The organism is Nonomuraea longicatena (genome assembly GCF_039525605.1).
GTDB classification, from domain to species: domain Bacteria; phylum Actinomycetota; class Actinomycetes; order Streptosporangiales; family Streptosporangiaceae; genus Nonomuraea; species Nonomuraea longicatena.
Window position 1 is genome coordinate 414,368 of the sequence record NZ_BAAAHQ010000023.1, and the last position, 13,764, is coordinate 428,131.

Genomic DNA, 13,764 nt, shown 5'->3' on the forward strand with positions numbered 1-13,764 from the left:
TGTGGTGCTCGCCAACGAGGTCGGGTCGGTCAGTCCCCGCTCGGGGGAGGAATCGGACGAGGCGGGCACCGTGAAGTCTCGCGAAACATGACAGAGGATGTCGGGTTTCGCACCGAGCATGGACGGGCCAACGAACAGACAAGGACGTCATGCACGAAACCCCGCAAGAGCTGCAGGAACTTCAGGCCCTTCTTGAGAACTCCCTGTCCCGCTCCACCTCGCACCTCCGCTCGATCGTCACGGAGAACACCCTCACCGCTGAGCGGCTCACCCGGATCCTGACCGGTATGTGCACTCTCGCGCTGTCCACCGTGACGGCGAAGGGCGAGCCTCGAATCAGCGGAGCGGACGGGCATTTCCTGCACGGAAAGTGGCACTTCGGTACGGCACGCACCGCCGCCAAGGCCCGTCACCTCGCCGCCCGCCCCGCCGCCAGCGTCGCGCACATGCGCGGAGAGGACCTGGGCGTGTTCACACACGGCACGGTGGAGATCCTCAACCCGGAGGACGCCGACCCGGCCCCGGACTGGCCGGACCTGCTCGCCCATCTCAAGGACTTCTACGGCCACGACCCCTTCGACTGGGACAACGAGGTGGTCTACTACCGCCTGCGCCCACACTGGATGACCGTCTACGCGCCCGCGCAGGTCGAGGGGCCGGCCACTTCGAGGCTGACGGAGTGACCTGTCCCTGACTCGTCTCGCAGGAGCCCGAGAACGTCCCCGTCCGGGTCGGTTCTCGACGCGACGGCGGGGTCAGAGCGTGAACGGCGTCTCGTAGTCGAGACTGAGGAACAGCGATCTCCGTAGATCCTCGTCGGCCAGTTGGGCCACCAGGTCGTCGAGGTAGGACAGGATGCCAGGGGCGGGGTGGGGGCCGTCGAACCGTACGACCAGGTCCTTGTCGCCCGGTACCGCCGGCGGCGCCGCCAACGGCGGCAGCCGGGCGGCCAGAGCGGCCCAGTCGAGGACGAGGGTGGCCCCCGAGTCCGAGGGAGGCGGATCGGCCCGTCTCCCTCCGGTGAAGTCGTGGCGATGCCGATTGAGCGCGGACACGGTGACGGGGCCGCTCGGCAGCCGGACATCGACGAGTTCGGTCACGTCCAGACCTGCGGTGAGCCGTCCCCGTTGCACCGTCCACACGTTGACGCTCTCACCGAGCAGGAAATCGTTGGATTCCGCAGAGTGGGAGAGCTTGGGCGCCAGCCGGGCCCGCAGCTCCTCCAAGGTGGTGTACGCCCGGAAGTATCCGGTTTCGCCGATGACGCACATCGACTCTTCCAGCAGGTAGAAGCTCCGTGCCGGTTCCACGGGCTGGGCGGTGCGCATGTCCTGTGCTCCACGATCGTACGACTCGGCGTCGGACCTGAGGCGGCGATCGAGCCGACCGGTACGACCACGGTCCGATCCGAAAGTATGGTCCGTGCTCAGACGACGCGGCACCTGCGGCGGCGCCATCGTTGTCCCCATGACCCTCACCTCTCCGCCCGTCTTCCCAGGCCGCTGGGTGGGCGGCGCGTCGCTCATCGCCGGGCCGCTGCTGGTGCTCACCGGTGTCCTGCTGCGCCTGCGGTTCGACTTCTTCTTCCCCGCGCAACTGAGTGCGTACGAGCACCATCCCGATCTCATGACCGCGTCGTACGCTTCGGTCGCCGCCGGCTGGACGCTGCTCTGGTCGGGAGTCGCGTTCCTGGCCGCCAGAATCGGCGAGAGACACCGGGAACTGGCGGTGTGGGGCGGCACCCTCACGCTCCTCGGCCTGTTCGCCCGGACGTTCCACGCTGGCGTCGACCACCTGAGCTTTCGACTCGTGACCGGCAGCGGAGCGGCGTCCGCGACGCGGACGGTGGCCGAGAGCTACGGCGCGTTCCACATCTTCAGCACGCTCAACGCGGCCATCCTGGTCGGCTGGATCCTGCTCGCCGTCGGGGCCTACCGCTCGCGGTTGCTGGGAGCGGTTCCCGCGGCGGCGCTGGGTCTGGCGTCGGCGATGCCGCTGGGAGTGCTGAAAGGGACGACCGCCTGGTCCGTCGCCGCCGCCGTGGGGCTGTGCGTCGCGCTCGTCCCCCTGGGCGTGGCGGCGTTGCGCACCGGCCCGGCCCCGCGTGCGGTCACGGTCGCCGGACGGCTGCTCCTGGTCGGTGTCGTGGGCGCCGCGATGTTCCTGCTGGGACAAGTCGGATGAGAAGCCCTCGATATGGTCATGCGATGCACACAGCGCGCCGGCGCCCCCGCCCCCACCTGCTGGTACTCGATGTCTGTGCGGCCTCGGTCGTGACCGCCGCGTATGTCGCGATGTCCGGCTACGACGCCTCCGACGGCCTGCCCGGATTCACCGGCCCGTGGTGGGTGAGCCTGCTGATCGCCGCCTGCGTGGGGGCGCCGCTCGCCGTCCGGCGCCTGTGGCCCCTGCCGGTGCTCGCCGTGGTCCTGTCCGCCTCGGCGGTGGCGACACTGCTCGACATCACCCGCGACCCCTACCTTTCCACGGCCCTGGCCGGATACGCGGTGGCGCTCTTCGAGCCGACACGACGGGCTGCGGTGGCGCTGGCGCTGACCCTGCTGGCCTCGGCGGCCGCGATCGGTTCCGGAGAGGCGGTTCTGACCCCGTCCGGCTCGTGGTCCGAAGCCGTCGGGAAGGCGGCGTTCGCGTGGCTGGCGCTCGCCTCCGCGTGGGCGGCCGGCCATGTCGTGCGGGAGCGGCGGGGGCGGGCGGCCCGGAGGAAGCGGCGCGTCGTCGAGGAGACGCTGGCGCAGGAGCGCCTGCGCATCGCCAGAGAGTTGCACGACGTCGTCTCGCACAGCCTCAGCGTGATCGTCGTCAAGGCGGCGGTCGCCAACCATGTGGCCGGGCAACGCCCCCAGGAGACGCTCGACGCGGTCCGGGCGATCGAGCGGACGGGCCGGGAGGCGCTGACCGAGATGCGCCGCGCCCTGGGCGTGCTGCGTGGTGACGCCACCGCGCCGCCCGGGCACGGCTCGGTGCCTCCTCCAGGGCTGGACGACCTGCCACTTCTCGTCCAGCGTGCCGAGCAGGCGGGAATCCGTACCGAGCTGCACACCCGCCTCGCGGCCGACCTCCCCTCGGGGACGGCGCTGACCGTCTACCGGATCGCTCAAGAGGCGCTGACGAATGTGATCAAACACGCCGGAGGCGGAACACACTGCCAACTGACGATCACCGCCGACCCGCGCGGCGGCGTGGGCATCGAAGTGTTGGACGACGGAGCGGGGAACGCGCCGGTGTCCGACCGGGCGGGCCTCAGCGGCGGCCACGGCCTCGTGGGGATGCGCGAACGGGTGATGATGTACGGAGGAGCGTTCCAGGCGGGCCCGAGACCCGGTGGCGGATTCGCCGTGTCGGCCCGGCTCCCGCCCGAACCCGCTCACGGCCCGGCCGCGAGCCGAGAGGAGACGACCGCATGACCCGACCGATCCGGGTGCTCGTCGTAGACGACCAGCCTCTGCTCAGAGGCAGCTTCCGGGTGCTCATCGACACCGCTCCCGGGCTGACCACGGTGGGGGAAGCGGGCACCGGCGCCGAAGCCGTCGAGCGTACCCGGCAGTTGCGTCCTGAAGTGGTGCTGATGGACATCAGCATGCCCGGCATGGACGGCATCGAGGCGACCCGGCAGATAGCCGGATCCCCCGAGACGGCGGAGACAAGCATCCTCGTCCTCACCACCTTCGACCTCGACGAGTACGTGTACGGCGCGCTGCGGGCCGGGGCGGCCGGGTTCCTTCTCAAGGACACTTCCCCCGACGTCCTGCTGGCGGGTATCCGCACCGTCGCCGCCGGAGAGTCCCTTCTCGCCCCCACGGTGACCCGGCGGCTGATCGCCCGGTTCACGCGCCTGCCGCCGCCGCACCCTGCGCCGGGGCCGTCGCCGGACCAGCTCACGGCGCGCGAACGTGAGGTCCTGGTGCTCGTGGCGCGCGGTTTCTCCAACGCCGACATCGCCGAGTACCTGCAGCTCAGCCGTGGCACCGTGAAGACCTACATCGGCCGGTTGCTGAGCAGGCTGCAGGCACGTGATCGTGCGCAACTGGTGATCAGCGCGTACGAGTCCGGGCTGGTCAGCGTCGCGCAGCAGCCGGCCGAATCCTGAGCGGGTCGGGCGCTGCCGGACAGCGCGGCACACGCTGCCCGGCGTCGTGGCGTCAGCCCGAGTTCTACGGAGCCACCGTCACGGTGGCGAAGGCGTTGACGATGCGGTGGTCCGAGCACGGCTTGTCGCGGTTGGCGCCGCAGACGTGACCGATCGGCTGTGAGTCCTGCCGATAGGCGGTGAGCTTGTCGGCCCGGGCGAACACGAGGTCCACCTTGCGGGACTGGCCGCACTTGCCCAGGGTGTTGCTCTCGGTGGTCTGTTCCCCCCAACCGGGGCAGATCGGGTTCGCGTCGTCCAGTTCGTGATACTGGCCTCGGTTGCCCTTGTTGTGGTCCGTGTTGACCGTGGCCGTGTACCAGGTGTCGAGCGGGGAATCGTGCGGCTGGAGGTTGAAGTCCCCGGCGATCAGCACCGTGTCGTTCTGGGCGCGGTACCGCTCAAGGACGTTGTGCACGTAGCCGAGCTGCGCCTCCTGGTCTGCCTCGACGAAGGTGAGGTGAGTGGTGCAGAAGCGCAGGCGTGGCAGGGCGGAGACCGGCGCGCACAGCAGTTTGCGCTGCTTGTCCTCAGCGGCCTGCGGCAGGGTGAACCGGTCGGCGGTGCCGAGGGCGAGGCGGCTGAAGATCGCGACACCGTAACCCGCGCCGCCGCAGTAGCGGGCGTCGCCGGCCGGGGTGACCCGCTCGTAGCGGGCGAAGTTGAGCTCGTTCTGCGGCCAGTTGATCCGCTGCAGATAGTCGATGAGCGCGTCGTACTGGTTGTGGCAGATCTCGTTGACCGACACGAAGTCGGGGTTGCGACCCCTGATCGAACTGCCGATCGCCTGGATGATGCCGTTGGTCGTGGAACCGAGATGTTTGCCGTGGCCGGCGATGTTCCAGTGCCAGATCTGGTACGTCGTGGCCATGTTCGTACGGGCGTGGGACGGCGTCACCAGCGTCACGGCGATCATGACGGCCGAGGCCATCGCCGCCCACAGCCGGCGTGAGGCGCCTCCCCATAAAATGATCTTCACACATCCACTGTGCATCGCGCGGCTTGTCAGATCAACAGTCATGCGGCCGGTCTGTGTTTCAGGTCGCGTTCCCCCTTGCGCGACGGCGGGATCGCCGTGTCGAGCGGAGCAGCCGTCGGTGTATTATATTGAATAAACGTTTACTCAATGAGGTGGGTCATGTCCAGAACGCGGAGTGAACAGGCGGTATGGCGCCGGGAACAACTGCTGGACGCGGCCCTGCGTGTGTTCGCCGACAAGGGCGTGGACGGCGCCACGGTCAAGGACGTGGCTCAGGCCGCCGACGTGACGCCCGGCCTGCTCTACCGCTACTTCGCCAGCAAGGAGGCGATGGTGGAGACCCTCCTGTCGGAACGGGGATTCCTGCCCCGGCTGCTGGAGTGGCGGGCGCAGGGGCACGACACCCGGCCGGCTACCGAGGTGCTGACCGAGTTGCTGGAGGCGTTCGATCGGCTGCTGGCCGACAACGCCGAACTGATGGCGCTGTTCTTCAGCGCCGCCCAGGCCCGCGCGCCGCTGGCGACGATGGTGAACGAGGGGCAACGGCTCATCGGCGACTTCCTGCGCGACCGGGTCGATGCCGGCGACCTGCGCCCGCACGACACGGTCATGGCGGCCAAGACCTTGTTCGCCACCGTCGCCATCAACCGGCGGTTCGGCACCCCCATCGACATCGCGGCCCTGGTCGGGCTGCTCTATCCGGAAGAAGGATGATATGCGTGCACAGTGCTGTGTCGTCGGGGGCGGCCCTGCGGGCATGATGGCCGGGTTGCTGCTCGCCCGTCAGGGCGTGGAGGTGATCGTGCTGGAGAAACACGCGGACTTCCTGCGCGACTTCCGAGGTGACACCGTCCACCCCTCGACGCTCGAACTGATCGCCGAGCTGGGCTGGATCGAGGAGTTCCTCAGCCTCCCGCACACCAGAATGCCCCAGGTGACGGTCAACATGGGCGGCCGAGACGTCACCTTCGCCGACTTCAGCCGGTTGAACGTGCGCTGCCCCTACATCGCGTTCATGGCACAGTGGGACGTGCTGGACTTCCTGGCCGGCAAGGCCGAGAGCTACCCCTCCTTCCGGCTCCTGCGCCGCACCCGGGCGACGGAACTTCTCATCGAGCGCGGGCGGGTGACCGGGGTCCTCGCCGACACCGAGGACGGTCCCGTACAGGTGCGGGCCGACCTGGTGATCGGGGCCGACGGCCGCCACTCCACCGTCCGGGCGCGTGCCGACCTCGCCCCCGCGAAGGCCTCACCACCCGTGGACGTGCTGTGGTTCCACCTGCCCCGCCGTCCGCATGATCGGGTGCCCTTCTTCCAAGGAGGCAAGGGGGTGCTCATCTCCATCGATCGAGGTGACTACTGGCAGCTCGCCCATGCGATTCCGGCGACCGCCTTCGACGAACTGAAAGCCGCAGGGTTGCCGGCGTTCCGGGAACGGGTGGCGCGGTTGGCTCCCGCACTGCGCGACCGCGTGGACCAGATCCACGACTGGGAGGCGGTGCACCATCTGAGCGTCCGGGTGGATCGGCTGGCGCGGTGGCACCGGCCGGGACTGCTGTGCATCGGCGACGCCGCCCATGCCATGTCGCCCGCAGGCGGAGTGGGCATCAACCTGGCCGTCCAGGACGCGGTGGCCACCGCCAACCTGCTGGGCCCGCTGTTCGCCAGGGGAGGCACTCCGGAGGACGGCGACCTGGCCCGGGTGCAGTCACGCAGGGAGCGCGCCGCGAAGCTCACCCAGGCCTTCCAACTCGGCATCCTGCGCGACCTCTATCCCAAGGACCTGGGCGACGACACGACTGAACATGTGCCGCCGATCTTCACGGCGTTCCGGATGCTGCCGCCACTGCGCCACCTGATGGGCCGTTTCCTGGGCATGGGCGTCCAGCCGGAGCACATCCCCGCATGACCGACGGGCGCTCAACCGGCCCGATCCGGAACCACGACCAGCTGATCAAAGGCCCGGTGTGTCGTGTGCGCGTCTCGGGTCCTGCATCGTGTGATGCCGAGCCTTCACGGCGTTCAGGGCGGTCATGAAGCGGGTGAGAAGCGGGCCCGTGTCCCCGTCTCGCCAGACCAGGTGCAAGGTGGTGGCGGTACCCGCGAGTCGTCGAGGTGTCACGCCCTCTCGGTGCAGCACTCGATAGGAGTCGGCCATCACGGCCGCGCCGAAACCGGCGGCGACCAGTGCGAGGATCGTCTGAACGGTCCTGCCCCGTGCGCCGACGCGCGGCACGATCCCGGCGTGGTGGCACAACGAGGTGATCTCGTCGTGCGCGTGAGGCGCGGATTCGCGTGGCCACAGCACCAGGGGGATCTCACCGAGTACGGAGACAGGTGCCGGCTCACGGGTCGTGGCGAGTGGGTGCCCGGCCGGCAGGAAGAGGGTCAACGGCTCGCGCGTCCAGACTCGTGTGGCGAGACGGGCGTCGCGAACCGGCAGCCGCTGCACCGCCACATCGAGGCTTCCGTCCAGGATGCCGGCCGACATCTCGGCGTCGTCGAACAGCTCCACCAGGGACAGGTCGACGTCGGGGAGTTCTGCCCGCAGCCGGCCGAGGGCGTCTCCCAGCGCGCCGTTGATGCCCGATCCGGCGAACCCGACCGTCACGCGACCGGTCTTGCCCTCAGCGGCCAGCCGCACGTCGTTGAGAGTGGCTTCGGCATCGGCCAGCATGCGCACGGCCCGCCGGAGCAGCGCCTCACCTGCTGTGGTGGGAAGAAGGCCACGGCCGGCGCGGGCGAACAGCTCGACCCCCAAGCGTCGTTCCAGTTCGCGCAGCTGCCGACTCAGTGTCGGCTGGGTCAGCCGTAGGCGGCGAGCGGCTCCGCTGATGGATCCCTCCTCGGCGATCGCGACCATGTACCCCAGCAACCGCAGATCCATCCATGCCTCCACAGCATGGATGATATATCGATCGATGCCTCGACATGGCAAATTGGGGCCCTCCGGTGAAGAATGAAGCCGTCCCGACTTCTTTGAAACGCCGGAGCCGTCGTGAAACACCTTGGAGTTCTCGCTCACAGCACGGGAGGAGCGGCCCTTTGCTTCCTCGCCTTCTGCGAGGAGGGGTTCCACCGGACCGGTCGCAACGAGCATCCCGACGTCACCCTCAACTACATCGCTTTCGGGTACAGCATGCCCGCCTGGGAAAGCGGAGATCACGCGACCGTCCGGGCGACCCTGGCGACCAGCGCGCAGCGGCTCGCCCGGGCCGGCGCCGACTTCTTCGTCTGCCCGGACAACACCGCGCACATGGCTCTGGAGGTGCCGGGCCCGGACCTCCCACTGCCGGGTCTCCACATCGCCGAGGTCGTCGCGGACCAGGCCGCGGCCGAAGGGCGAACCCGCGTCGGCGTCCTGGGCACCAGGTACACCATGGACGGCTCGCTGTACCCGCAGGCGCTGGCCGCCCGTGGGATCACCGCGGTGCTGCCGGAGGCCGACGACCGCGACCTCGTCAACGAGGTCATCTTCAAGGAACTGGTGAACGGGGTGATCAGCGATACCTCACGCCAGGAGTATCTCCACGTCATCGAACGGCTGGCCGACAGGGGCTGTGACGCGGTCGCGCTCGTCTGCACCGAGATCCCGTTGCTGATCACGCCCGATGTTTCCAGCCTGCCGACGTTGGACTCGACCCGTCTGCTGGCCCGCGCGGCCTACGACGTCGCTGTCGGCGAGCGGGCGATGCCTGATTGGCGCGGCGGCCCTCGATGAGCCCGGGACCCTGCGGAACGGAGCGGACGATGTCACATCCCGAACGGCGCCTCAAGGAACTCGGGCTGACGTTGCCGGAGGTCGTCCCCCCGGTCGCGACCTACGTGCCCGCCGTACGCAGCGGGGACCACGTCCACGTCTCGGGTCAGGTGCCGCTGCGGGAGGGGCGGCTGATCGCGGCCGGCCGGCTCGGTGACACGGTCAGCGTGGAACTCGCGTACGAGTGCGCGCGCCAGTGCGCGCTGAACTCACTGGCGGCGCTGAAGGCGGAGATCGGCGATCTGGCGGCCGTGGCCCGCGTGGTCAAGGCCGTGGTGTTCGTCGCGTCGACTGCCGATTTCACTCGGCTCCCGCAGGTCGGCGATGGGGCATCGGACCTGCTCTGCGAACTTTTCGGCGACGCCGGACGGCATGCCCGCTCGGCGGTCGGGGTGGCGGCGCTGCCGCTGAGCTCACCCGTCGAACTGGAACTTCTGGTCGAGATTCGCCAGTCGGCACACGGCTGAGCCGGCGACTCCCCGAACCCCAAAGCAGTCGGCCCCGCAGGGACGGCAACACCTTTCAGTCACAAGGAGCGCGCACGCATGCCCGTGAAAGTCCCGGCGGCGATCGTCGGTTCAGGCAACATCGGAACGGATCTGCTCTACAAGTTGCACCGATCCGAACTCATCGATCCGCGTTTCATGATCGGAATCGACCCTGGCAGCGAGGGCCTGCGGCGGGCGAAGGACCTGGGCGTCGAGGTGTCGGCTGAGGGCGTCGACTGGCTGCTCAGCCGATCGGACCGGCCCCCGCTGGTGTTCGAGGCGACCTCGGCGAAGGTGCACGCCGCTGCCGCGCCACGCTACGAGGCCGCGGGGATCATCGCGATCGACCTGACACCCGCGTCGGTCGGCCGCTGGGTCGTACCCGCCGTCAACCTCGACGATCACCTGCAGGCGCCGAACCTCAACATGGTCAGCTGCGCGGGGCAAGCCACCATCCCCCTCCTGTACGCGATCGACCAGGTCGCCGACGTCTCCTACGGCGAGATCGTCGCCACCATCGCGAGCGGCAGCGCGGGTCCGGGCACCCGGTGGAACCTCAGCGAGTTCAGCGAGAAGACCGGACAGGCCCTGACCGCCGTCGCCGGGGTGGACGAGGCGAAAGCGTTCTCACTGATCAACCCTGCCGATCCGCCCATGGTCATGCGCGACACCGTGTACGCGAGGGTCCGCCGGAACGACGCCGATCGCATCGAGCGCGCCGTACGGGACATCGTCGCCAAAGTCCAACGGTACGTGCCGGGCTACCGGCTGCGATTCATGGAGGTCGACGGCAACCTGGTCACCGTCATGGTGCAGGTGGAAGGCGCCGGCGATTTCCTGCCCACCTACGCGGGCAATCTCGACATCATCACCGCCGCCGCGACCGCCGTCGCCGAACGGATCGCGGAGAAGACCCTTGGAGCCACCCGATGATCACACTCGTGGACACGAGCCTGCGTGACGGCATGAGCAGTGTCTCGCACCAGTTCACACCGGAACAGGTCGGCGCGGTGGCCAGGGGTCTCGACCGGGCGGGTGTCCCGGTCATCGAGGTCGCCCACGGCATCGGCATCGGCGCCTCCTCGATCCAGTACGGGTTCGCCGCAGCGACGGACGTCGAGTACGTACAGGCCGCCGTCGCCGCTGTGGACAGAGCGGACATCGCCGTGTTGTACGTGCCGGGGATCTCGACGCTCACCGCCTTGGACGCCGTCCGCGACGCCGGGGCGAGCACCGTACGCGTCGCCACGCACTGCACCGAGGCCGACTGCGCCGAGCAGCCGATCCGCCATGCCCGCGAGCACGGCATGCGGGTCATGAGCTTCCTGATGATGAGCCACAAGCTCGAACCTGAGGCACTGGCCGAGCAGGCAGCCAAACTGGACTCCTACGGCGCGCAGGTGATCTACGTGGTCGACTCCGCCGGGGCGCTCGTGCCCGGTTCCGCCGGAGCCCGTGTCGCCGCGCTGCGCGACGCGGTCCACGCGGACATCGGCTTCCACGCCCACAACAACCTGGGCGTGGGCGTCGGCAACGCGCTCGCCGCGGTCGAGAACGGCGCGACCTACATCGACGGATCGCTCCGAGGACTGGGAGCCGGCGCCGGCAACGCCCAGACGGAGGTTCTCGCGGCGGCGCTGGAACGCGCCGGTCACCACCCGGGAGTCGACCTCTTCGCACTGATCGAGGTCGCCGAACACCTCATCGCGCCGTTGATGACCGAACCGCAGATCGTCGACGAGACCGCACTCCTGCTCGGCTACGCCGGTCTCTACTCCACCTTCTTCCACCCGGCGAAGCGCGCCGCGGACAAGTACGGCGTACCCATGCGCGAACTCCTCCTGGAGTTGGGCCGACGCGAGGTCATCGGAGGTCAGGAGGACATGATCATCGACGTGGCGGCGGAGCTTTCGAGTCGAGCGCGGAGCGTGTGAGTGATGAGGCGTTCCGAGGTCCGGGAGGCGGCCGCCGCGCTGCTCGACGCCTACCGGTCGGGCACCCCGATTCCGCCCTTGAGCACCACCTACCCCGGCGCGACCGTCACCGACGCCTACCGGATCCAGCAGGAGCAGGTGCGGTCCTGGACCGAGGCCGGAGACCAGGTCCGCGGCCACAAGATCGGCCTGGTCTCGGCCGCGATCCAGCGGCAGATGGGCGTCCACGAGCCGGACTACGGCCATCTGACCGCAAGCATGTTCCACCCGGAACACCGGCCGATCCCCGCCGGCGGGTTCATCCAGCCTCGGATCGAGCCGGAGATCGCCTTCATCCTGGGCGCCCCTCTCCGGGGACCCGGCGTGACTGTCGACGACGCCGCCAGGTCGGTGCGATACCTGTTGCCGGCCCTTGAAATCGTCGACTCCCGGATTCAGAACTGGAAGATCTCGATCGTCGACACGATCGCCGACAACGCATCGTCCGGGGCGGCGATCCTCGGCAGCACGCCGATCGATCCGGCAGACGTCGACCTGCGATCCGCGAACTGCACGCTGATCAGGAACGGCGTGGTCACCGAAACCGGTACGGGAGCGGCGGTCCTCGGCACCCCGTTCAACGCTCTGGCCTGGCTGGCGAACGCCGTCGGTGCGCTGGGGGTGTCGCTGGAGCCAGGCCAGGTCGTGCTGTCCGGCTCCTTCACCAGGGCCGTCACGATCGCGCCGGGCGACAGCGTCACGGCGGACTTCCCCGGGATCGGCAGGGTGACGGCGGCGCTGGCCGAGGAAGACCCGTCCTGACACGAGAGGCCGGGATTCGCGGTCAGTCTCCGCCTCGCCGAGACCCGCATCAGATCCCGCCCGAGGCGGCCGTCCCGGACCCGGACGCGCCCGCCGATCCATGATCACAGCCGTCTGCGCCGTCACATGGAGCGGACAGAGTGACAGCCCGCAGACCTCGCTGCATGGTGATGCAGTTCGGAATCGGCTGTGCCCCGCCTATCGGCGGAGGGCACGGACGCGGGCGATGACGACCAGGATCCCGGTCGCGGCGATCAAGCCGGCCGAGGCCAGGAAGGTCGGCCAGAGGTGAGACAGCAGGACGAAGGTGACACCACGGCCGCCGGTGACCGACTCCAGAACCTGTGGCAGGAACGCGAGCACCGGCACCGGCAGCAGGTACGGAACGAGCCGGAGCGCCGTCCGCCAGGAGACCGTGCGGCGTCGCGCCCACTGCCGGGCGCGGCGCGCCTTGAGCCCCCCGCCGACCGCGATCGAGATCGCGGCGGCGAGCACGGTCAGGTCCGCGATGAAGGCCGCCGGGAGCGGGCCGCCCGCACCGGGCTCGCCATCGGTCAGGGCGATGAGGCCGTCCATGATGGCCTCGACGTCGGCCTCCAGCGGCATCCGGCTGTTGGACATCAGCGCGATGGCGTATCCGCTGTCGGGCAGCAGCACCATGGCGGCGGTCGAGGTGAAGGAAGACCCGTTGTGCGCGATCTGCCGGGGACCACCGAACGGGTCGGGGTTGTCCCAGCCGAGGGCGTAGCGCCCGTCGGGGCCACTGGGCCGGTGCAACTCGCGCAGTCCCCTGGCGGACAGCACGCCGCCGGTCGCGTCCCGGGTGTGCAGGGCCAGCCATGCGGCGAGATCGACGGCGGTGGTGACGAGACTGGCCGACCCGGCGACGAACCGGTCGGGCTCGGTACGCGGCCAGGTGAGACCGAGGAAGCGGTTGTGCCCGTCGACGAGGCCGGGCACGGGATCGTTCCAGTTGTCGACCGTCACCGTCGAGGACATCCGCAACGGGGTGAGCACCCGCTGGGTGAGGTAGTCGGCGAAGGACAGCCCGCTCACCACCTCCACCAGGCGCGCGGCGACCCAGTAGTTGGGGTTGTGGTAGGTGTGCTGCCGTCCAGGGGCGGCGGCGAGTGCGGCACGGCGCAGGTCCGCCACGGCCCGCCGCAGGGAGTCCGGCTGGGGGAGCGCAGCCTCCGGGTAGGTGGTATCCGACATGCCGGAGCTGTGGTTGAGCAACTGTCGGACGGTGATCCGCGCGGATCTGGGGTCGGCCAGGGAGAACTCCGGCAGATGCCGTACGACGGGATCATCGAGTCGGAGGGCGCCGTCCTCGGCCAGTTGCATGACGGCCAGGGCGGTGAACGACTTCGTGAGCGAGGCGATCCGCATCGGGGTCCGGTCGGTGACCGGCTCGCCGCGCGCGTCGTGGCCGTACCCGCCGGTGTGAAGCACCTGCCCGTCCTTGACGAGCGCCACCGCGACGCCGGGCAGGCGGGTGGGTCCGAGGTTGGCCGCGACGACCGCCGCGACCGCATCCGGGGTCGGTCGCGTCGCCCCCGTCGCGGCGGCGGTGGCGGCGGTGGTGGCGGCGGGGAAGATCAGCGGCAACAGCAGAGCCGCGCCGATGACCGAGCGTATTGTCATCACGTTGTTCC

Annotated in this window: 15 protein-coding genes; 11 read left to right on the top strand and 4 right to left on the bottom strand. The window is 69.4% G+C overall.

The genetic code is table 11. From position 1 onward, the window contains the following. Nucleotides 1-149: 149 nt before the first annotated feature. Nucleotides 150-683 carry a pyridoxamine 5'-phosphate oxidase family protein gene (locus tag ABD120_RS23140; protein WP_343952079.1) on the top strand — a complete coding sequence of 178 codons (534 nt, stop codon included), beginning with the start codon at nt 150-152 and terminating at the stop codon, nt 681-683. Between the two features lie 72 nt (nt 684-755). Here the strand turns inward: ABD120_RS23140 and ABD120_RS23145 are convergent, their stop codons facing one another. Then, a complete protein-coding gene (locus ABD120_RS23145) occupies nt 756-1,328 on the bottom strand; it encodes a hypothetical protein (protein ID WP_343952080.1) in 573 nt (190 codons plus the stop codon). Nucleotides 1,329-1,467: 139 nt separating this feature from the next. Here ABD120_RS23145 and ABD120_RS23150 point away from each other — a divergent pair, with 139 nt between their 5' ends. From ABD120_RS23150 to ABD120_RS23160, 3 genes are read left to right on the top strand one after another with little or no spacing between them, the layout of a single operon-like run. Further along, entirely contained in the window at nt 1,468-2,184 is a 717-nt protein-coding gene (locus ABD120_RS23150; protein ID WP_343952081.1) for a hypothetical protein, read from the top strand. A gap of 23 nt (nt 2,185-2,207) precedes the next feature. After that, the gene (locus tag ABD120_RS23155) at nt 2,208-3,425 is read left to right on the top strand and encodes a sensor histidine kinase (RefSeq protein ID WP_343952083.1); all 1,218 of its coding nucleotides are present in this window, start codon (nt 2,208-2,210) and stop codon (nt 3,423-3,425) included. Further along, nucleotides 3,422-4,108 carry a response regulator gene (locus ABD120_RS23160; protein WP_343952084.1) on the top strand — a complete coding sequence of 229 codons (687 nt, stop codon included), beginning with the start codon at nt 3,422-3,424 and terminating at the stop codon, nt 4,106-4,108. The genes ABD120_RS23155 and ABD120_RS23160 overlap by 4 nt, the downstream gene beginning before the upstream one ends. A 64-nt stretch (nt 4,109-4,172) precedes the next feature. Here ABD120_RS23160 and ABD120_RS23165 read toward each other — a convergent pair whose 3' ends face one another. Next, on the bottom strand, nt 4,173-5,126 hold the full coding sequence (locus ABD120_RS23165) for an endonuclease/exonuclease/phosphatase family protein (RefSeq protein ID WP_343952085.1): 954 nt from the start codon (nt 5,124-5,126) through the stop codon (nt 4,173-4,175). 159 nt (nt 5,127-5,285) lie between these two features. Here ABD120_RS23165 and ABD120_RS23170 point away from each other — a divergent pair, with 159 nt between their 5' ends. Both ABD120_RS23170 and ABD120_RS23175 read left to right on the top strand, forming a co-directional pair. After that, the gene (locus ABD120_RS23170; RefSeq protein ID WP_343952086.1) at nt 5,286-5,840 is read left to right on the top strand and encodes a TetR/AcrR family transcriptional regulator; all 555 of its coding nucleotides are present in this window, start codon (nt 5,286-5,288) and stop codon (nt 5,838-5,840) included. 1 nt (nt 5,841) lies between these two features. Then, the gene (locus tag ABD120_RS23175; protein WP_343952087.1) at nt 5,842-7,035 is read left to right on the top strand and encodes an FAD-dependent oxidoreductase; all 1,194 of its coding nucleotides are present in this window, start codon (nt 5,842-5,844) and stop codon (nt 7,033-7,035) included. A gap of 45 nt (nt 7,036-7,080) precedes the next feature. Here ABD120_RS23175 and ABD120_RS23180 read toward each other — a convergent pair whose 3' ends face one another. After that, nucleotides 7,081-8,151 (bottom strand): LysR family transcriptional regulator, encoded by a 1,071-nt coding sequence (locus ABD120_RS23180; RefSeq protein ID WP_343952088.1) that lies wholly within the window; start codon nt 8,149-8,151, stop codon nt 7,081-7,083. Between ABD120_RS23180 and ABD120_RS23185 the strand changes: the two genes are divergently transcribed. The 5 genes from ABD120_RS23185 (at nt 8,125) to ABD120_RS23205 (ending at nt 12,109) form a co-directional block, all read left to right on the top strand. Beyond that, complete coding sequence (locus ABD120_RS23185; protein ID WP_343952089.1) at nt 8,125-8,847, top strand: aspartate/glutamate racemase family protein; 723 nt, start codon at nt 8,125-8,127, stop codon at nt 8,845-8,847. The genes ABD120_RS23180 and ABD120_RS23185 overlap by 27 nt on opposite strands. 29 nt (nt 8,848-8,876) lie before the next feature. After that, nucleotides 8,877-9,353 carry a RidA family protein gene (locus ABD120_RS23190; RefSeq protein ID WP_343952090.1) on the top strand — a complete coding sequence of 159 codons (477 nt, stop codon included), beginning with the start codon at nt 8,877-8,879 and terminating at the stop codon, nt 9,351-9,353. A 78-nt stretch (nt 9,354-9,431) separates the two neighbouring features. Beyond that, entirely contained in the window at nt 9,432-10,307 is an 876-nt protein-coding gene (locus ABD120_RS23195; protein ID WP_343952091.1) for an acetaldehyde dehydrogenase (acetylating), read from the top strand. Then, the gene (gene dmpG / locus ABD120_RS23200; protein ID WP_343952092.1) at nt 10,304-11,308 is read left to right on the top strand and encodes a 4-hydroxy-2-oxovalerate aldolase; all 1,005 of its coding nucleotides are present in this window, start codon (nt 10,304-10,306) and stop codon (nt 11,306-11,308) included. Before ABD120_RS23195 ends, dmpG begins: the two co-directional genes overlap by 4 nt. 3 nt (nt 11,309-11,311) lie before the next feature. Further along, nucleotides 11,312-12,109 (top strand): 2-keto-4-pentenoate hydratase, encoded by a 798-nt coding sequence (locus ABD120_RS23205; RefSeq protein WP_343952093.1) that lies wholly within the window; start codon nt 11,312-11,314, stop codon nt 12,107-12,109. Between the two features lie 198 nt (nt 12,110-12,307). Here ABD120_RS23205 and ABD120_RS23210 read toward each other — a convergent pair whose 3' ends face one another. After that, nucleotides 12,308-13,753 (bottom strand): serine hydrolase domain-containing protein, encoded by a 1,446-nt coding sequence (locus ABD120_RS23210; protein WP_343952094.1) that lies wholly within the window; start codon nt 13,751-13,753, stop codon nt 12,308-12,310. Nucleotides 13,754-13,764: the final 11 nt, after the last annotated feature.

Excerpts from the sequence above, each read along its gene's own strand:
- ABD120_RS23140 (WP_343952079.1), top strand. The coding sequence starts at position 150 with ATGCACGAAACCCCGCAAGAGCTGCAGGAACTTCAGGCCCTTCTTGAG.
- ABD120_RS23145 (WP_343952080.1), bottom strand. The coding sequence starts at position 1,328 with ATGCGCACCGCCCAGCCCGTGGAACCGGCACGGAGCTTCTACCTGCTG.
- ABD120_RS23150 (WP_343952081.1), top strand. The coding sequence starts at position 1,468 with ATGACCCTCACCTCTCCGCCCGTCTTCCCAGGCCGCTGGGTGGGCGGC.
- ABD120_RS23155 (WP_343952083.1), top strand. The coding sequence starts at position 2,208 with ATGCACACAGCGCGCCGGCGCCCCCGCCCCCACCTGCTGGTACTCGAT.
- ABD120_RS23160 (WP_343952084.1), top strand. The coding sequence starts at position 3,422 with ATGACCCGACCGATCCGGGTGCTCGTCGTAGACGACCAGCCTCTGCTC.
- ABD120_RS23170 (WP_343952086.1), top strand. The coding sequence starts at position 5,286 with ATGTCCAGAACGCGGAGTGAACAGGCGGTATGGCGCCGGGAACAACTG.
- ABD120_RS23175 (WP_343952087.1), top strand. The coding sequence starts at position 5,842 with ATGCGTGCACAGTGCTGTGTCGTCGGGGGCGGCCCTGCGGGCATGATG.
- ABD120_RS23190 (WP_343952090.1), top strand. The coding sequence starts at position 8,877 with ATGTCACATCCCGAACGGCGCCTCAAGGAACTCGGGCTGACGTTGCCG.
- ABD120_RS23195 (WP_343952091.1), top strand. The coding sequence starts at position 9,432 with ATGCCCGTGAAAGTCCCGGCGGCGATCGTCGGTTCAGGCAACATCGGA.
- dmpG (WP_343952092.1), top strand. The coding sequence starts at position 10,304 with ATGATCACACTCGTGGACACGAGCCTGCGTGACGGCATGAGCAGTGTC.
- ABD120_RS23205 (WP_343952093.1), top strand. The coding sequence starts at position 11,312 with ATGAGGCGTTCCGAGGTCCGGGAGGCGGCCGCCGCGCTGCTCGACGCC.
- ABD120_RS23210 (WP_343952094.1), bottom strand. The coding sequence starts at position 13,753 with ATGACAATACGCTCGGTCATCGGCGCGGCTCTGCTGTTGCCGCTGATC.